This is a genomic window from Gemmiger sp. (genome assembly GCF_036306485.1).
Classification (GTDB): domain Bacteria; phylum Bacillota; class Clostridia; order Oscillospirales; family Ruminococcaceae; genus Gemmiger.
In genome coordinates this window covers 1-17,186 of the sequence record NZ_JAXJZK010000029.1, presented here as the reverse complement: position 1 = coordinate 17,186, position 17,186 = coordinate 1, and the positions used below count along the sequence as shown (strand labels likewise).

General features: G+C 63.6%; 16 protein-coding genes and 1 tRNA gene. 5 read left to right on the top strand and 12 right to left on the bottom strand.

Features of this window, described 5'->3' with window-relative positions:
* Positions 1-3 precede the first annotated feature (3 nt).
* The 4 genes from U0L91_RS05830 to U0L91_RS05815 all read right to left on the bottom strand — a co-directional run bounded on the left by U0L91_RS05830 (position 4) and on the right by U0L91_RS05815 (position 4,507).
* Positions 4-318: a metal-sensing transcriptional repressor gene (locus tag U0L91_RS05830; RefSeq protein WP_330045256.1), complete on the bottom strand. Its 315-nt coding sequence runs from the start codon at positions 316-318 to the stop codon at positions 4-6.
* 138 nt (positions 319-456) lie between these two features.
* On the bottom strand, positions 457-2,346 hold the full coding sequence (locus U0L91_RS05825) for an endo-alpha-N-acetylgalactosaminidase family protein (protein ID WP_330045255.1): 1,890 nt from the start codon (positions 2,344-2,346) through the stop codon (positions 457-459).
* 68 nt (positions 2,347-2,414) lie between these two features.
* Entirely contained in the window at positions 2,415-3,767 is a 1,353-nt protein-coding gene (locus U0L91_RS05820) for an ArsB/NhaD family transporter (RefSeq protein WP_330045254.1), read from the bottom strand.
* A 47-nt stretch (positions 3,768-3,814) separates the two neighbouring features.
* On the bottom strand, positions 3,815-4,507 hold the full coding sequence (locus tag U0L91_RS05815) for a YoaK family protein (protein WP_336647881.1): 693 nt from the start codon (positions 4,505-4,507) through the stop codon (positions 3,815-3,817).
* A gap of 154 nt (positions 4,508-4,661) precedes the next feature.
* On the opposite strand from U0L91_RS05815, the gene U0L91_RS05810 reads away from it, so the two are divergent.
* Positions 4,662-5,561 (top strand): LysR family transcriptional regulator, encoded by a 900-nt coding sequence (locus U0L91_RS05810; RefSeq protein ID WP_330045253.1) that lies wholly within the window; start codon positions 4,662-4,664, stop codon positions 5,559-5,561.
* 131 nt (positions 5,562-5,692) lie between these two features.
* Here U0L91_RS05810 and U0L91_RS05805 read toward each other — a convergent pair.
* The 3 genes from U0L91_RS05805 to U0L91_RS05795 all read right to left on the bottom strand — a co-directional run bounded on the left by U0L91_RS05805 (position 5,693) and on the right by U0L91_RS05795 (position 7,839).
* Positions 5,693-5,769: transfer RNA gene (locus U0L91_RS05805), tRNA-Arg, on the bottom strand.
* Positions 5,770-5,880: 111 nt separating this feature from the next.
* Entirely contained in the window at positions 5,881-6,615 is a 735-nt protein-coding gene (locus tag U0L91_RS05800; protein ID WP_330045252.1) for a PASTA domain-containing protein, read from the bottom strand.
* Between the two features lie 30 nt (positions 6,616-6,645).
* Positions 6,646-7,839, bottom strand: coding sequence for an MFS transporter (locus U0L91_RS05795; RefSeq protein ID WP_330045251.1), 1,194 nt, complete (start codon positions 7,837-7,839; stop codon positions 6,646-6,648).
* 341 nt (positions 7,840-8,180) lie between these two features.
* Between U0L91_RS05795 and U0L91_RS05790 the strand changes: the two genes are divergently transcribed.
* Positions 8,181-9,365, top strand: coding sequence for a nucleotide sugar dehydrogenase (locus U0L91_RS05790; protein WP_330045250.1), 1,185 nt, complete (start codon positions 8,181-8,183; stop codon positions 9,363-9,365).
* Positions 9,366-9,432: 67 nt separating this feature from the next.
* Here the strand turns inward: U0L91_RS05790 and U0L91_RS05785 are convergent, their stop codons facing one another.
* Positions 9,433-10,206 carry a DUF134 domain-containing protein gene (locus U0L91_RS05785; RefSeq protein WP_330045249.1) on the bottom strand — a complete coding sequence of 258 codons (774 nt, stop codon included), beginning with the start codon at positions 10,204-10,206 and terminating at the stop codon, positions 9,433-9,435.
* Positions 10,207-10,413: 207 nt separating this feature from the next.
* Between U0L91_RS05785 and U0L91_RS05780 the strand changes: the two genes are divergently transcribed.
* Entirely contained in the window at positions 10,414-10,587 is a 174-nt protein-coding gene (locus tag U0L91_RS05780; RefSeq protein WP_330045248.1) for a ribbon-helix-helix domain-containing protein, read from the top strand.
* Positions 10,588-10,739: 152 nt separating this feature from the next.
* On the opposite strand, the gene gap is transcribed toward U0L91_RS05780, so the two are convergent.
* Entirely contained in the window at positions 10,740-11,768 is a 1,029-nt protein-coding gene (gene gap / locus U0L91_RS05775; RefSeq protein ID WP_330045247.1) for a type I glyceraldehyde-3-phosphate dehydrogenase, read from the bottom strand.
* A gap of 281 nt (positions 11,769-12,049) precedes the next feature.
* Here gap and U0L91_RS05770 point away from each other — a divergent pair, with 281 nt between their 5' ends.
* Complete coding sequence (locus tag U0L91_RS05770) at positions 12,050-12,649, top strand: hypothetical protein (protein ID WP_330045246.1); 600 nt, start codon at positions 12,050-12,052, stop codon at positions 12,647-12,649.
* Here U0L91_RS05770 and U0L91_RS05765 read toward each other — a convergent pair.
* A complete protein-coding gene (locus tag U0L91_RS05765) occupies positions 12,617-13,372 on the bottom strand; it encodes a hypothetical protein (RefSeq protein WP_330045245.1) in 756 nt (251 codons plus the stop codon). The genes U0L91_RS05770 and U0L91_RS05765 overlap by 33 nt on opposite strands.
* Before the next feature lie 179 nt (positions 13,373-13,551).
* Between U0L91_RS05765 and U0L91_RS05760 the strand changes: the two genes are divergently transcribed.
* Positions 13,552-14,520, top strand: coding sequence for a SpoIID/LytB domain-containing protein (locus U0L91_RS05760; RefSeq protein WP_330045244.1), 969 nt, complete (start codon positions 13,552-13,554; stop codon positions 14,518-14,520).
* Positions 14,521-14,576: 56 nt separating this feature from the next.
* Here the strand turns inward: U0L91_RS05760 and U0L91_RS05755 are convergent, their stop codons facing one another.
* Positions 14,577-16,502, bottom strand: a complete 1,926-nt coding sequence (locus tag U0L91_RS05755; protein WP_330045366.1) for a PTS fructose transporter subunit IIABC — start codon at positions 16,500-16,502, stop codon at positions 14,577-14,579.
* Between the two features lie 105 nt (positions 16,503-16,607).
* A partial coding sequence (locus U0L91_RS05750) for an ABC transporter ATP-binding protein (RefSeq protein WP_330045243.1) occupies positions 16,608-17,186 on the bottom strand: 579 nt, incomplete at its 5' end.

Genomic DNA, 17,186 nt, shown 5'->3' with positions numbered 1-17,186 from the left:
CTGTCAGCGCATCAGCTTCTGCAAGGTGCTGACCAGCTCTTCAATCGTCTCGTCCCGGCCCTCGCGCAGATCCTGCGCCACACAGGTGCGGATATGCTCGGCCAGCAGTTCCCGGTTGAAGGCATTGATGGCCGCCGTCGCGGCGGCGCTCTGGACCAGGATGTCCACACAGTACGCCTCGTCCTCGATCATGCCGCGGATGCCGCGGATCTGCCCCTCAATGCGGTTGAGCCGGTGGATCAGTTTGCGGACTTCCTCCTCCGAGCGGTGCTTCTTTCTGCGGCAGCAGCAGGTCTTTTCTTGTTCCGTCTGTGCCATCTCGTCCCCTCCTTTATACCCCCTGGGGGTATCTTTTGACCCTATTATATACCCCCGCCGGGTATATTGCAAGGGGTTGGAAGCAATTTCCGAAAAAAAAAGCGGACCGCCTGACCGGCGGTCCGGGATGCTGGGGGATCAGGACAGCGGCGGGGTAATCTGCCAGCTGCCGTCGGTGAAGTCCACCTCCACCGAGGTGCCGTCCGAAAAGACCGACCGCTGGCGGCTTCCGTCGGGGCGCAGCAGGTCATGGCGGACCAGCTCGCAGTGGGCGACCCGCTCCTGCAAGGCCGTGACGATGCGGCAGCGGCGGACGGCGTGCTCGAGCCGGGCCTCGCTGCCCGTGCCGAAGGCGCCGTCCTGGTCGGGATAGGCGCCCTCCCGCACCAGGTAGGGCGCGCCGCCGTTGAGCAGCGCGTAGAGCATGTAATCCTCGCCGGGGGTTTCCTCCATCATCCAGGGGATGATGACGCATTCATGATAGACGAGGTTGAACAGCGGCACCGGCAGGCCGTAGCGCGGCGCGCCGGGACGGCGCAGCATGAAATCGTAAGGGGCATAGTGGCAGAACACCAGGTTGGCCATGGCCCAGTCGTTGACCTCCTCCGAGCTGGGCAGGATGCCCTGCGCGATCAGGTAGGAGAAGCAGCGGTTGCGGTAGTCGTAGCACTCCCTGCGGGTCATCCGGTGCAGCGGATGGTCGCACTCGTCGCCCTCGTTGCAGGTAAAGACATCCAGATACGCGCCGTCCAGCCGGACACCGTTTTCACGGATCTGCGAGAAATTGCGGCGCAGATAGTAGGGTGCCTGGGTCGCACAGAGGTAACTCTGGGGGCCGCCGGCCCACCGGGCATGCTGCGGGATGCCGCCCTGCGGCAGGTGGCAGGCGTATTCCTCGTCAAAGCTCGGGGCGGAGCGGTAGTAGTCCCGGTACTGGTCATGGATACCGAAGAGGTAGCCGTAGCCCTGCACCGTCTCGGCCAGCGCCCGCATTCCCGCCCAGCCGCCGGCCTCGCGGCAGGCGGGCAGGTAGTCGGGGTGGGCATTGTCGTAGCCGGGCTGGGCCCAGCCGTCCAGGTGCAGGTAGAGCTTGGGAACGCCGAGGGCATGGAGCCGCCCGATCTGCTCGGCCCGCTGCGCAAAGGAGACCAGGCTGTCGTTTTTTTCGGGGTGTTCGGCGTCGTAGAAATCCGAGGAGGGCTCCACATGGGATTTGATGCCGAAATGGACAAAGGCGCAGCCGATCAGCCGCTCGACCGACGGCAGCAGCGCCGCCTTGCAGCGCAGCGGGATCAGACGGCCCTGTTCCCGGGCATCGGTCCGGTACGCCTTGCACAGGGTATTGTAGTCGCAGTCCTCGAAGAAGGAATACCGCAGGATGCGGCGCTCGGCCATCCGGCCGAGGCTGGGTTCCAGCCAGACGCCGATGCGGGTCCGCGGGCCGCCGGCGGGATGCTCGGCCTGATAGCCGGCATTGGCGGGCGTCTCGCAGACGGCGAGGTAGCCGTGTCGTCCGCTGACCTGGCCGAACCAGGGCATATACCCGTCCGCCGTGCCGAACCGTCCGCCGAAGGGCAGCCGGCCGAGTTCCACCGGCCAGTCGTCGGGGATCAGAAGCCCCTGGCAGGCGTTGAGCAGCGCATAGCCGGGCGCGGGGTCGGCGGCTTCGAGCGGGCCGGGCCAGCAGACCCGGTCCACCGTCAGGCCGTCCTCACACAGCGGGGCCCATTCCAGCCGGACGCAGGAGGTACTCTGTTCAATCCAGGCCCGCAGCGCAAAGGCATAGGGCACAATCCGGCCGCCCGCCGGGAAGCCCGAAAAGCGGGATTCGATGCCGCACCCCACACCGTTGGAAAAACAGGTGTGGCGGATTGTCTGTGCGGCCGAGAAGGGGATTTCTTCCCCATGGCAGACCAGCACGGGGCGCCAGTTCTCCGCGGTCTGCCAGCGGGTTCCGCGGGCCTCGATCTCATAGCCGAGGGTATCTTCCCGCAATGTCAGACGGATCTGCTGTGTCCGGACCTGCATCATGATGACTCCTTTCTGTACCGAAAAAAGCGGCAGATCGGAACTGCGATCTGCCGCGGCATGAATGATCAGAGATATCTTGCGTAAATCACGAGGTTGGCAACCGCCACCACCATGACGGTGGCGGGCACCATGGCCAGGCAGTACTTGCCCCAGCCGATCTTGTAACCGCGGGAGGTGGCGGTGGAAACGCCCACCACGTTGGCCGATGCGCCGATGGGGGTCGCACTGCCGCCCACGTCGGTACCGATGGCCAGCGTCCAGGCCAGCGTGGTCAGCGGCACACCCTCGACGGCAGCCAGGTTCTGGATGACCGGAATCATCGTGGCCGCGAAGGGGATGTTGTCGATGAAGGCACTGGCAAAGGCCGAGATCCACAGGATGATGGCCACCATGATGGCCAGGTTGCCGCCGCTGGCGTTGCCGATGAAGTCGGCCAGCAGGGTCAGCACGCCGGTTTCCTCCAGGCCGCTGACGACGATGAACAGACCCACAAAGAAGAGCAGCGTCGGGATGTCGATGCGGCGGACGACCTCAAAGGCCTTGCGCTTGGCCACAATGATGGTCAGCAAGGCGACCACGGCGCCGATGGTGGCAACCGTCAGGCCGGTCTGGGCATGGGTGACCAGCAGGACCACGGCCAGGCCGAAGATCATGCAGCTGGCGATGAAACGGCGCTTGCCGGTGATCATGTCCTCGGGACGGGGTGCATTCTCCGGCGGGTTCTGGTTGGCGTTGGCCAGCAGTTCCTTGCGGAAGATGAAGTAGAAGTAAACCACGCAGAGCACCAGGCAGACCACCGCGATCAGGCCGGTGTTGAGCACGAAGTCCGCAAAGGAGTAGCCCAGCGCGGTGCCGATGATGATGTTCGGCGGGTCACCGCACATGGTGGCCGAGCCGCCCAGGTTGGCGCAGAACACTTCGGCCAGGATCATCGGAACCGGCGGGAAGTTGAGCAGACGCGCCAGCTCGATGGTGATGGCGGCCAGGAACAGGATGACAGTGATGCTGTCAATGAACATGGACAGCGCGAAGGACAGCACCATGAAGGTGATGAAGATCGGGATGACCCGATAGTGCACCAGCTTGGCGATCCACATGCACAGCCAGTTGAAGAAGCCGGCGCGGGACATGCCCTGCACCATGATCATCATACCGGCGATGAAGATGATCGTCTGCCAGTTGATGCCGCCCGAAGCGGCAGATTCCGCACCGCCCGTGTACCAGAAAGACAGCGTAAAGATGCTTTCCAGATTCAGGGTGCGATCAATGGCGGCCAGACTGTGCATTCCCAGTCCGAACACCAGAATCAGGGTGGCTGCACCGCAGCCGAGTGTGACATAGTGCCGTTCCACCTTGCCCGAGATGATCAGAATGAACATCACGAGAAAGATGGCGGCCGCAACGATTTGTACCATCATACTACATTCCCGCCCTTTCGTTTTTGTTTGGCCGTTGGTCGCCCGGTTCAGATCGGGCCGGAACCCGATTCCTCCTCCCGGATGAACATCAGGCCCAGGCTGACAGCCAGCAGCGCACAGCAGCACCAGATGACCCGGAAGCCGTACCGCATCGTGAGCAGACTGCCCGCGGCGGCTCCCACCGCAAACAGTCCGATCACACCAAAATACTGTGCGGCACGGTGCAGCGGTGTGCGGTCCGTCCCGTGCAGGCCGGCATACAGATTGTGCATGCCGCTGCGCAGATTGCCGATGCACATGGTGCTGGCGTACGCATTGCCGTGCACTTTGCGGAAAGACTGCACCTGCATGGCACAGACAAAGCTGACCAGCGCATTGGCCAGGGCGTTGCCGCCTTCCGGCACAAAGCCCACCACCAGCAGGAAAAGAATCTCCAGCAGCAGGATGAACTGCCGCCAGTGAAACTTCTCGCTGCGCCAGTGCCGGCGCACCCATTCCGCAAAATACACCCCCGCCGCAAAGGCAAGCAGCGGGGTCAGATACCGCAGGGCTTCGGAAAGTTCCCCCTCACACAGATGGGTCGCGCACAGGACAATGTTGCCTGTCTGAGCATTGGCAAAGACATGTCCGCGCCCCATGTAGGTGTAGGCGTCCTGGAACCCGCCCGACAATGTCAGGAATATCGTGGTCCGGAACGCATCAGACATCTGCCCATGGTGCGCGGCAAACAGGCTGGCCAAACCGACTTCCTCCCTTTTCTGCGGTATTCTTGTGCATACTGCTGTAAACTGTCCTTGAATTTTTTTACATGTCGTATTATACTTTCGGTAACGGCCAATGTAAAATATATGTTTTACATATCCACTATGTCAATTTGATATGGAGCAACAGTACATGAACGTCAACTACGAATACTATCGGATTTTCTATTATGTCTGCAAATATCACAGTTTCACCAAAGCGGCGAATGTTCTTTGCTCCAATCAGCCCAACATCACGCGGGCGATGAACCGCCTGGAAGAGCAGCTGGGATGCAAGCTGCTGGTGCGCAGCAATCAGGGCATCACGCTGACGCCGGAGGGCAAAACGCTGTATTTTCATGTCGAGATCGCCCAGAACCAGCTGCAGGCCGCCGAGGATGAACTGGCCGGCAACGCCGGGCTGCAGAACGGCACCATCACAGTGGGCGCCAGCGAGACCGCGCTGAACGTCTTTTTGCTGGACAAGCTGCAGATGTTCCGGCAGCGGTACCCCGACATCCGGATGCGCATTGTGAGCCATTCGACGCCGCAGGCCATCGCGGCGCTGAGCCGCGGCCTGGTGGACCTGATCGTGATTTCGACCCCCTCCAAGATCGAGAAGGCGATGCGGGAGACCATGCTGGCCTCCTTCCAGGAAGTGCTGATCGCGGGGCCCAATCTGCGGGACCTGGCCGACAAGCCGCATCATCTGGCCGAGCTGCAGCAGTATCCGCTGATCTGCCTGGGTCCGGACACGATGACCTACGCCTTTTACAACCAGCTGTACCTCAAGCATGGCCTGGTGCTCCAGCCCGACACCGAGCCGGCCTCGGCGGACCAGATTCTGCCGCTGGTCAAGAGCGGGCTGGGCCTGGGGTTTGTGCCGCTGGATTTTGTGCGGGACGCCCTGAGCCGTCAGGAAGTCTTTGAGGTGCCGCTGTATGAGACCATCTCGCTGCGGCAGATCTCGCTGGTGCGGGACAAGCGCCGCGCCCCCAGTGTGGCCGCCCACGCCTTTGAACAGATGCTGCTGGAGGGCGTCCGGATGGACTGACCTTGCAAACGAAATCGGAGAGCCCCGCAGGGCTCTCCGATTTTATTTTGCCCGACCGCGCGGGGATCGGGTGTGGCGGACACTTCCCGAAAAAAGGCAATAAAAAAAGGTTTCACGTTTCCGTGAAACCTTGGTGCGCTGGAAGGGACTCGAACCCCCGGCCTTCTGATTCGTAGTCAGACACTCTATCCAGCTGAGCTACCAGCGCATCTATTCCGCTCAGGAAGTCATCCGTAACTTCCGAACGCTTATTTATTATAGCATACGCTGGCAAAATGTCAACCTTTTTTTCAAAAATATTTTATTTTTTCTCTGCCGCTCACTCTGTGACGGTCAGGCGGACATGTTCATTGCGCCGCAGGAGGGTGCCGGGCAGCGGGTCCTGGGCCGTCACCGTACCGGTCTGCCGGTTAGCGGGGCTGGTGGTGGGCAGCAGATCGAGGGCCGCCAGCTGCCGCCGGGCCTCGGCGACGCTGAGCCCGATCAGGCTGGGCACGGGGCGGAACGGGTCGGACACCGCCCGCGCCACCGTGAGAGTCACCACACTGCCCGCCTCCAGGGCGGTTCCCCCGGCGGGGTCGGTGCGGATCACCGTATCGGCGGGCAGCGTCGGGTCGTCCCGGATGAATTCCACCGCCGTCGCAAAGCCTGCCGCCCGCAGTGTGTCCAGCGCCTCCGACCGGGACAGGCCGGTCAGGGCCGGGACCGTGACGAGGTGTTCGCCCAGGCTGACTTCCACCACAAGCTGCTGGCCCTCCTTGACGCGGGTGCCTGCGGCGGGGCGCTGGGCCACCACCTGTCCGGCCGGGGCGTCATGGTAGCGCTCCACCCAGACCAGCGTCAGGGCGCCGGCATCGGCCGCAGCCTCTTCCCGCGTCAGGCCCGTGAGCTCGGGGACCTCCATCGTCTGGCGCAGCGAAAACATCGGGTTGGTGCTGCGGCGGAGAATGCCCGTGACGGCGGCGGCCGAAGCCGCCACCGACAGCACCGCCAGACAGACCAGAACCTGCAGCAGCGACCATCGCCGCCATCTTGCCGGAAGTCGTTCCTTCATGCCGCGCCCTTCTTTCCGATTTGTATAATTTTATTTTATAATCCGTTTTGGCAACAGAACCGCAAGGCCGGAGCACAGCACCACCGCACCAAGCAGCAGCAGTCCCGCGCCGGAATGACCGGTCAGATCGCCCGCCCAGCCGGTCACGGGGCTGGCGACGATCATCAGGACGCTGTACGCCATGCTGTCCACGCTGACGAGGGTGGCCCGCTGGTCGCTGGGGAAGGCGTCGTGCAAAGCCTTCTGGGCGTGCAGGAACCACATCTGGGTGCTGGCCGAGATGAGCATGCTGCCCGCCACCGCCAGCGGGATGGGCGCGCAGCCCGCCGCCACGGTTCCGCCCGCGCAGAGCAGGGCCGTGAAGAGGTACCAGGGCCGGAGCCGCCGGATGGTCAGACGGCGCCCCACGGCGACGCCGAACATCCCGCCCGTGACGCCGAGCAGAAGCGGCAGTCCCAGCCAGCGGGTGGGGAATCCGTTCTCCACAAGGCGCTGCTGCAGGTACATGCCGCTGAGATAGGCGGGCAGCGAGATGACGGCATCCGCTGCAATGCACTGCCGGGCCCGCCGGCTGCCGCGCAGGAATTCCGATGTCTGCCGCAGATGCCGGCGCAGATCGGTGCGGAGGTTGCGCAGCGGATGTTCCCGCCGGGCGGCCTGGGTGGCCGTCACGACGGGTTCCTCGAGTCCCAACGCCGCCGCGGTGCGCAGCAGGGCGACCACGGCCTCGATCAGATAGAGACCCAGGTAGCTGAACCAGGCCGAGAGCAGGCTGCAGGCGTTGCTGATGAGCTGGGCCGCGGATTGCAGCTGGCTGCAGTTGGCATCCAGCTGCAGGAAGGTTTCGCTGCGGCCGGCCTGCACCAGGCTGTCGTAGCTGAGCGCCTCCAGCGTGCCGGAGATCAGGTTGTAGCTCAGCGCCTGCAGTGCCATCGAGAGGCAGACCGACGCGAAGTCGTGGCCCAGCGCCATCACCAGGGCGCCGGCGCAGGCCATCAGGCCGGACAGCGCCAGCGTGCGGCGCCGGCCCAGCAGATCGGCCGCCGTGCCGCTGGGCAGCTCGGCGGCGAGGCTGACGCAGTGGAAGATGCCCTCGGCCAGTCCGACCTGGGCCAGTGTGAAGCCCCGCGCCGTGAGCAGCACGACCCACACCGCATCGGTCACGGCCAGGCAGGAGGCAAAAGCGTAACTGTAAATATGAAAAGCCTGTTTTTTGAGATTCATCGGGAAAGCACCATCTTTCTGTTCCTACATGTTCAGAAACGGTGTACCCCTGCAAAAAACAAAGCGCCATGGCAAATATGCCACGGCGCACCGTGCCCAATGCACAGCTTTCCCTGGTATTTGCCGGAATATTTCTCAGATTTGCAGAAGGGTACACTTCGGGAAGGATGGGCTTATTTGTATGCGCTGGTCTTGCGCAGCAGTCCCGAATAGTCCTTCATTGCGTCTTTCCTTCTGCCTGTCCGGCGTATTTTGATTTAGTATAGCATTTCCGCGGGGATTTGGCAAGAGACAAGGTCTGTGTTATAATAAGGAAAATACGCGAAAGGGCAGGGACGATCATGAAAATTGCAGTGGCGGGCACAGGATATGTGGGGCTTTCCAACAGCATTCTGCTGGCCCAGCACAACGAGGTCTGGGCGGTGGATGTGCTGCCCGACAAGGTGGAGGCCGTCAATGCGCGCCGCTCCCCCATTGTGGACCGGGAGATCGAGGACTATCTGGCGCACCGCGACCTGAATCTGCGCGCCACGACGGATGCCGCCGCAGCCTACACCGGTGCGGAGTTCATCATCATCTCGACGCCGACCAACTACGACGAGGAGAAAAATTATTTTGACACCTCGAGCGTCGAGGCCGTCCTGACGCTGGCCAAGCAGTACGCGCCCGAAGCGACCGTCGTGATCAAGTCCACGATTCCGGTGGGGTATACCTGCCGCGTGCGGGAACGCTTTGACAATCCCCGCATTCTGTTCAGCCCCGAGTTCCTGCGGGAAGGCCATGCGCTGTACGACAACCTCTATCCCAGCCGCATCGTCGTCGGCGTGCCCCAGGATGACCCGGTCATGGAGGAGCGGGCGCACCGCTTTGCGGCCCTGCTGCAGGAGGGCGCCATCAAGCAGGACATCCCGACCCTCTTCCCCGGCCTGACCGAGGCCGAGGCCATCAAGCTCTTTGCGAACACCTATCTGGCCCTGCGGGTCGCCTATTTCAACGAGCTGGACACCTACGCCCAGGTGCGCGGACTGGACACCCGTTCCATCATTGACGGCGTCTGTCTGGACCCCCGCATCCGGGACAGCTACAACAATCCGAGTTTCGGCTACGGCGGATACTGTCTGCCCAAGGACAGCAAACAGCTGCTGGCCAACTACCGCGATGTGCCGCAGAATCTGATCAAGGCGATTGTGGATTCCAACGCCACCCGCAAGGATTTCATCGCTGAGCAGGTGCTGCGCCGCCATCCCGGGACGGTGGGCGTCTACCGGCTGACCATGAAGGCGGGCAGCGACAATTTCCGGCAGTCCAGCATCCAGGACGTGATGAAGCGGATTCTGGCCGAGGGGGTGCCGGTGCTGATCTACGAGCCGACGCTCAAGGAGGACACCTTCCGCGGCTGCCGTGTGGTGCGCGATCTGGCGGACTTCAAGGCGTGCTGTGACGTGATTCTGGCCAACCGCGCCTCGGCCGATCTGGCCGATGTGCCGGAAAAGGTCTACACCCGGGACCTGTACAGCCGGGACTGACAAAAGGAAAAAGCGGCGCTTTCCGCCGGTCGTTCTGACCGGGAAAGCGCCGCTTTTTGTCATGGGATCAATGGCAGCTGCCGCCGCAGCCGGGGTGTCCTTCCCCAGGATGGCCGCAGGTGTGGCCTTCGCCGTGATGGTCACAGTGGACATCGGGGTTGTAGTTCAGCCCGCCGGAGAGCAGGGCTTCCACCGCCGCGTCGGCACTGCCCGAAACGCCGCCGAACAGCCGGATGCCCGCCGCCGAGAGGGCGTTCTGTGCCCCGCCGCCGATGCCGCCGCAGATCAGCGTATCGACGCCCAGCCCGGCCAGCAGACCGGCCAGGGCGCCGTGGCCGCTGCCCTCGGTGCCGACAATGCGGGTACCGGTCACCTTGCCGTCCTGCACGTCATAGAGCTTGAACTGTTCGGTATGGCCGAAATGCTGAAAAATCATCCCGTTGTCATAGGTCACTGCGATTTTCATGATGGATTCTCCTTTGTCGTGCTGCGGATTGCCGGGGTTCAGCTCGGCGCGGCCGCACCGCCTGCCGCAGCAGGCCCGGGCGGAACCGTCGCAGAGCCGGTAGTTGCCGCCCGTGATGTGCAGCGTCTTGCCGTTGACCAGGCAGTCCGACAGCTGAAATCGTGCGTGTTCATAGATCTCGGTGACGGTGGTGCGCGAAATTCCCATCTGGCGGGCACACTGCTCGTGGGTCAGTCCCTCGTAGTCGATCAGGCGGATCGTCTCGTATTCGTCCACCGTCAGAAGGACAGCTTCCCCGGCCCCCGGTCCGTCCGGGGCAAACCGGTCATATTCCGGCTCCAGGCATACGCGCCGGCAGCGGCTGGGTCTGGCCATTCGGGCACCTCCGTTTCCGATATATGTCGATAACAGTATAGCACAGCGCGCGGAGAAATACAAGCGGAACCGTGCGGTTCAGGACCCGCAGGAGGTTACCTGTCTCCATTCCACCGTCCGGGCGCCTTGTTATGTTTATTTTTCAACACATTTTAACCCTGTATTTATTTCAAAAACTATGTCATAGTATCCATGGGGGATGATGCAATGGACGAACTGAAAATTACAAAAAAGACCGAACCCGTCATGTTCACCATTCGTGTGGACAAATCCATTGTGGATTTTTATGACGATCTGGCCAGGAAAACCAATCGGTCCCGCAACGAACTGATCGGTCTGGCTCTGGAATATGCCAAGGACAAGATCGTCATTGAACCGTAGAACCGAAACAGGCCGTCCGCTTCTGCACATTCCGGCAGAGGCGGGCGGCCTTTTTGGGTTCCGTCCCTCAACAGCGGAACGGGCAAAAAAAAATGCCGCCCCGCGGCAGGAAATCTGCTGCGGGGCGGCGGCTGGCTTTGGGAAGATATCGATTACAGCTCAGCGAAGTACTTGATGGTGCGGACCATCTGGCTGGTGTAGCTGTTCTCGTTGTCGTACCAGGACACGACCTGAACCTGATAGGTGTCGTCGTCGATCTTGGTGACCATGGTCTGGGTGGCATCGAACAGGGAGCCGTAGCGCATGCCGATGACATCGGAAGAAACGATGGGATCCTCGTTGTAGCCGAAGCTCTCAGAGGCGGCAGCCTTCATAGCGGCGTTGATGCTCTCCTTGGTGACGTCCTTGCCCTTGACAACGGCAACCAGGATGGTGGTGGAGCCGGTGGGAACGGGGACACGCTGGGCAGAGCCGATCAGCTTGCCGTTCAGCTCGGGGATGACCAGACCGATGGCCTTGGCAGCACCGGTGCTGTTGGGCACGATGTTCTGAGCGCCGGCGCGGGCACGACGCAGGTCACCCTTGCGCTGCGGGCCGTCCAGGATCATCTGGTCGCCGGTGTAAGCATGAACGGTGGTCATGATGCCGGAGACGATGGGGTAGGTCTTGTTCAGGGTGTCGGCCATCGGAGCCAGGCAGTTGGTGGTGCAGGAAGCAGCGCTGATGATCTGGTCGTCAGCGGTCAGGGTCTTCTCGTTGACAGAGTAGACGATGGTCTTCAGGTCGTTGCCGGCAGGAGCGGAGATAACGACCTTCTTGGCGCCGGCAGCAATGTGAGCCATGCTCTTTTCCTTGCTGGTGTAGAAGCCGGTGCACTCGAGAACGACGTCAACGCCGATCTCGCCCCAGGGGCAATCCTTGGCATCCTTAACGGCGTAGATCTTGATCTCCTTGCCGTCAACGATGATGGAATCCTCGGTGGACTCGACGGTGTGCTTGTGCTCGCCGATCTTGCCCAGGAAGGAGCCCTGCGCGGTGTCGTACTTCAGCAGATGAGCCAGCATCTTGGGGCTGGTCAGATCGTTGATGGCGACGACTTCATAGCCCTCAGCCTCAAACATCTGACGGAAGGCCAGACGGCCGATACGGCCAAAACCATTGATAGCAACTTTAACAGCCATAGTAAAATCCTCCCAAAGAATTTATACTCGGAACGGGAGATTCCCGCTCCACCTTTGCGGCAGACTGCCGCATTTCGGTCTGATCCTATTGTACCCTATTCTTCCGAAAACTGCAAGAGGGTTCGTTATAATTTTAACGCCAAAGTTTCAAAAATTCTGTTTTGAGCAAAAATATTTCGTATTTTTTGCCAATCTTACAGCGTTATGTCAACATTTACCACGGCAGCGGGGCCCCGGGAACGGGCAGACTAGGGGCAGTGTCTGCAAGGGAGGGGGACCCGATGAATCAGGAAAGCCGGGCCGAGCTGGCCGAGGAAGCGGCGCGCCGGGCGCTGGCGGGTCTGGACCCCGGGCCGGTGCTGGAGCGTCTGCGCCGGCTGACGGTGCGGGAGCTGCTGCAGGCGGACGCCGAGCCGGTCCAGGCGGCGGATCTGGCCGGCGAGCTGGACGCAGTCTGCACGGCGCTGCGCGGCGCGGTGCGGCGGCGCCCCGGCTGGCTGTATGCCGCCCTGCCGGGGCAGGAGTGTCTGCCGGTGCGGGTCCGGGGGGAGCTGCTGCGGGCCGCGCTGCTGGATGCCGTGCGGCGGTCCCTGCCGGGCGGCGGGCCCGTTGTGGTGGAGTGCCGCCCGCTGCACGGCGCGGCGCTGCTCTGTGTGCGGGGCCCCACGGGGCGCGGCGGCGCGGTGCCGCCCCTGTGGCGGCGGATGGCCCGGCAGGCGGGCGGCACCGCCGTGGCCGGCAGCGGGGCGTTCTCGGCGGCGGCGCTGCTGCCGCTGGCCGTGGACCTGCCGCTGAAAAAATCCCCTGGCAGCGCAGCGCTGCTGGAGGATCGTTACGGATTGCTGTATTTATTTCTCAACGGCGTCTGCGCCGCACCGTGAGGCGGCCAGGGCCGCCCACAGGCCGCACAGGCCAAAGACGCCCAGCCCCGCGCTGACCAGCAGCTGGGGCAGCGTGACGGCACCGCAGACCAGTTCAAAGACGGCCTGGGGCAGTTCATGCAGCGTGCAGAACAGCAGTGCCATCCAGCCGTACCGGAACCAGGCGCGGCCGGCGGGGCGGTCGGGCAGCAGCAGTCCCTTGAGGAGAGACTGGAGCAGCAGCAGAGCCGCGGCGGCGCTGAGCACCCGGAAGGTGCAGCCCAGCCGCACGACCGAGGCGGGCACCACCGAAAACCGCTGGATGAGCACCCAGAGCATTCCGGCCACGCCGGGCAGGAACCAGAGGACCGAGGGCGGGACCTCCCGCGGGCGGGCGGCGACAACCGCCAGGCCGATCAGGCCAAGCCCCGCGAGGAGGTAGAGCAGCGTATCGGTCAGCGAGGGCAGGGACGCCGCCCCTGCCGCCGCCAGCAGCAGGCCGGAGACCGCCAGCCCCGCCGACAGGCCGCGGCCCGGGACCGTCCTGCCGTCCGGGACCCCTCTGCCGGTCAGCCAGAGAAGCACCGCGGCAGCCAGCGGCACAAGATAGCGCAGCACAACGGCGTTGTCGGTGACAAAGCCGGTCTGCGGATCGGTGAACAGCGCCAGATCGACCGCGCGCAGGATGCCCAGCACCAGGCAGATCGCGGCGGGCAGGAGAAAACGACGGCTGAAAGTTTTCATGAAAGATCCTTTCCCGCCGGGCATATTGCCGTTTGGCGGCGAATACAATGGTAACGGGCGAAGAGGACAGGCTCTGCGGTCCGTCTGCCTGCAGCCGGGCCGCTGCTGCGGCCGGCAGGCAGTCTTATTATACGGTGCCCCGCCGCAAAATGCAAGCCGTCCCGCCCGGAGGTACACCCTTGAAACGGACTTTGCTCTCGGCCGCCCTGCTGGTCCTGCTCAGCGGCGCGGTTCCCTTTCTGTGTCTGCTCTTCCCTGCCCCGGCGTCCGGGGATGCGGTGCCGGAAGTCACGGCCTCCCCGGAGACCGCGCTGCCCGACGCCGCGCCGGTTCCCGCCGAGGTAACCCTCTACGACGAGGCCATCCAGGCGGAGCGGACGCTGTCGGTGCCGGAGTTCCTGATCGGAGCGGCGGCCTGTGAGATGCCCCCCGACTGGCCGGAGGACGCGATCTGCGCCCAGATGGTGGCCAGCCGCAGCTATGCGCTGTATCAGGTCCTTCAGGGCACCATCTTTACCGTCAACAGCGACCGGTGCAGCGGCTGGACGACCGACGAGGTCCTGCAGAGCCGCTGGGGGGATGCCTATGCCGACAACCGCAGCCGTCTGGCCGGGCTGGCCGACCGGGTGGGGGCCTCGGTCCTGCTCTACAACGGACAGCCTGCCGCCGCCTGCTACCATGCGATCAGCTGCGGGCGCACCGAGGCCAGCCAGAACGTCTGGCAGACCGCCCTGCCCTATCTGCAGGGGGTGGATTCGGCGTGGGACCGCTTCTGTGAGGATTACGAGGTGACAGTCCAGTACAGTGCCGATCAGGTATCCGACGCGCTGGGTTCGCTGGGGCTGACGCCGGAGGGCGATGCCTCGGAATGGGTGGGCGACGCGGTCTGGGACGAGGCCGGCTATGTGCGGAGCATTGAGCTGTGCGGGCAGTCGGTATCGGGTACCCGGGTGCGCCAGGCGCTGAGTCTGCGCAGCGCCTGTTTTGCCATCGCCTGGCGGGGCGGTGAGTTTGTCATCACGACGCGCGGCTACGGACACGGCGTCGGGCTGAGCCAGTACGGGGCCCGGGCCATGGCGGAGGGCGGCGCCTCGTGGCAGCAGATTCTGACCTACTACTATCCCGGCTGTGAAATCGGAGAAGGATGACATCAGGCCCGGCTTTGGCGGTATTGCACAAAGCCGGGCCTGATTTTTTGGTTATTTCACTCCTCCGCCGGGGCACTCTTGAGTGCACCGAGCAGCAGGGCCGTGAGGAAGCTGCCGACCACCAGCGCCAGCAGGAAGTACAGCGGATGGGTGGTCAGCGGCAGCAGGAAGAGGCCGCCGTGGGGCGCGGGGATGCCGCACCGGAAGATGGCACAGATGGCGGCCGCCACGCCGGAGCCGACCATACAGCTGGGGATGACCCGCAGCGGGTCGCGCAGCACAAAGGGCAGTGCGCCCTCGGTGATGAAGCTCGCGCCGAGGAAATAGTTGCTCAGCGCCGTGTGGCGTTCCCGGCTGGTGAATTTCTGGGGGAAGAGGGTGCAGGCCAGGGCGACGCCGATGGGCGGGACCATGCCGCCCACCATGACCGCCGCCATGAAGCCCTGCTGGCCGCTCATCAGGGTGACGGTGCCGAAGAGGTAGGCCGCCTTGTTGATCGGGCCGCCGAAATCCACCGCCATCATGGCGCCCAGCACCGCCGACAGGACGATGCGGCTGCCGCCCTGCATCTGGTCCAGGCAGCGGTAGAGCCATTCGTTGAAGCTGCCGAGCGGCGGATTGACGAAGAACACCATCAGCAGGCCGATGACTGCCAGACTGATGACCGGATAGATCAGCGTTGTCTTGATCTGTTCGACGGCGCTGGGGAAGCGGGTCAGGGCCCGCCGCAGGAAGCGGATCAGGAAGCCCGCCACAAAGCCGGCGAGCAGCGCGCCCCAGAACCCCGACGAAACCCAGGATTCGCTGGAGGCGCTGGTCATGCCGGTGTAGGCCAGCATACCGCCCATCATGCCGGGCAGCAGCGCGGGCAGTTCCCCGATGGCCACCGCGATATAGCCGGCCAGCACGGGGTACATCATATTGAAGGCGGTGTTGCCCAGCGTGCGGGCCACCTTGGCCAGGACGGTCCCGGTGCCGAACGCGGCGGCGCCGGCGTTGCTGCCATCCAGGAAGTAGCTCAGTGCGAGCAGGATGCCGCCGCCCGTGACAAAGGGGATCATGTGGGCGATGCCGTTCATCAGATCGGCATAGAATTTGTGGCCGAGGGCCGTCATGGCGCTGCGGTGGGAGGTCACCTCCGGAATGACCGGGATGGGCGGCGGGTCGGTCGCCCCGGTGAAGACCGGCACCGTGCCGGACAGCGCGCGGTGCAGCAGCTGTTCGGGTTCCTTGAGCGCCTCGGACACCGGGACTTTCAGCACCGGTTTGCCGGCAAAGCGCTCGGTCTCGACGGCCTTGTCGGCCGCCACGAGGATGCACTCACAGCCCGCGATGTCGTCGGCGGTCAGCAGGTTCTTGGCGCCGTCCGCGCCGTTGGTCTCGACCTTGATGGGAATTCCCATCTCCTGGGCCTTGGCTTCCAGGGCTTCCGCCGCCATATAGGTATGGGCGATGCCGGTCGGGCAGGCCGTGACCGCCAGCACCCGCGGACAGGGCTGGGACGGCCGGGCGGCCTCGACCCGGGCTTCGTGAGCGGTGCCGGTCTGTTCCCGCTGGGCGATGACATCCAGGAAGGCCCCGGGGTCCTGTGCCTCCAGCAGGGCAGTACAGAAATCCGGTTCCATCAGGAGCTGTGCGAGCTTGGCCAGCACCTGGATGTGCAAATCATCGGCACCGGCCGGGGCCGCGATCAGGAAGATCAGCCGCACCGGTGCGCCGTCCAGCGCCTGGTAGTCGATGGGAGTCTTGAGGGTGACCGCTGCCAGGGCAGGGGCCAGCACGGCATCACTTTTGCCGTGGGGAATGGCGATCCCACCGCCGACCCCCGTGGTCCCCTGCGCTTCCCGCTCGAGGACCGCCTTTTCAAAAGCGGAAGGGTCACGCAGACAGCCGCTGCGTTTCATCAGGCCGGTCAGGGCATGGATGGCCATTCGTTTGTTGTCCAGGTTCACCCTCAGCGCAATGCGGTCGGCTGAGAGCAGGTCGGTAATCTGCGTGGTACTCGCCTCCTCGGTCCGGCGGAATTTTCCTGTAAAAAAGCGGCTCCGCCGTGAAGAGCGGAGCCGCTTGAGCAGTTCGGAGGAAAATCAGTTGAGCAGAGTCAGCTCAGACTCAGGATCGAACAGATGGATCTTGTTGGTATCGAGAGCCATCACGACCTTGTCGCCGCGGCGGGACTTGGAGGTCGGTCCGACACGAGCCATCAGGTTCTGGCCCTTGTAGGTCAGGTACAGGTAGATCTCGGCGCCCATCAGCTCGGAGACTTCGACTTCGGCGTTGATGTGGCTGTCGGGATGCTTCTCGAGGAACTCGGGATCGTCATCGATGTCCTCGGGACGGATGCCGACCTTCAGGGTCTTGCCGACGTAAGCATTCAGCTTGCCGTCCGCGGTCTTCTCCTTCGGCAGGGGAACCGTGGTGCCGGCCAGATCGACGACGAAGGTATCGCCGTTCTTCTGCAGGATGCCGTCCAGGAAGTTCATCTGGGGGCTGCCGATGAAGCCTGCGACGAACATGTTGCAGGGATAATCGTACAGGTTCTGCGGGGTATCGACCTGCTGGATGACGCCGTCCTTCATGACGACGATGCGGTCGCCCATCGTCATGGCCTCGGTCTGGTCATGGGTAACGTAGATGAAGGTGGTAGCCAGCTTCTTGTGCAGCTT

Excerpts from the sequence above, each read along its gene's own strand:
- U0L91_RS05830 (WP_330045256.1), bottom strand. The coding sequence starts at position 318 with ATGGCACAGACGGAACAAGAAAAGACCTGCTGCTGCCGCAGAAAGAAG.
- U0L91_RS05825 (WP_330045255.1), bottom strand. The coding sequence starts at position 2,346 with ATGCAGGTCCGGACACAGCAGATCCGTCTGACATTGCGGGAAGATACC.
- U0L91_RS05820 (WP_330045254.1), bottom strand. The coding sequence starts at position 3,767 with ATGATGGTACAAATCGTTGCGGCCGCCATCTTTCTCGTGATGTTCATT.
- U0L91_RS05810 (WP_330045253.1), top strand. The coding sequence starts at position 4,662 with ATGAACGTCAACTACGAATACTATCGGATTTTCTATTATGTCTGCAAA.
- U0L91_RS05800 (WP_330045252.1), bottom strand. The coding sequence starts at position 6,615 with ATGAAGGAACGACTTCCGGCAAGATGGCGGCGATGGTCGCTGCTGCAG.
- U0L91_RS05795 (WP_330045251.1), bottom strand. The coding sequence starts at position 7,839 with ATGAATCTCAAAAAACAGGCTTTTCATATTTACAGTTACGCTTTTGCC.
- U0L91_RS05790 (WP_330045250.1), top strand. The coding sequence starts at position 8,181 with ATGAAAATTGCAGTGGCGGGCACAGGATATGTGGGGCTTTCCAACAGC.
- U0L91_RS05785 (WP_330045249.1), bottom strand. The coding sequence starts at position 10,206 with ATGGCCAGACCCAGCCGCTGCCGGCGCGTATGCCTGGAGCCGGAATAT.
- U0L91_RS05780 (WP_330045248.1), top strand. The coding sequence starts at position 10,414 with ATGGACGAACTGAAAATTACAAAAAAGACCGAACCCGTCATGTTCACC.
- gap (WP_330045247.1), bottom strand. The coding sequence starts at position 11,768 with ATGGCTGTTAAAGTTGCTATCAATGGTTTTGGCCGTATCGGCCGTCTG.
- U0L91_RS05770 (WP_330045246.1), top strand. The coding sequence starts at position 12,050 with ATGAATCAGGAAAGCCGGGCCGAGCTGGCCGAGGAAGCGGCGCGCCGG.
- U0L91_RS05765 (WP_330045245.1), bottom strand. The coding sequence starts at position 13,372 with ATGAAAACTTTCAGCCGTCGTTTTCTCCTGCCCGCCGCGATCTGCCTG.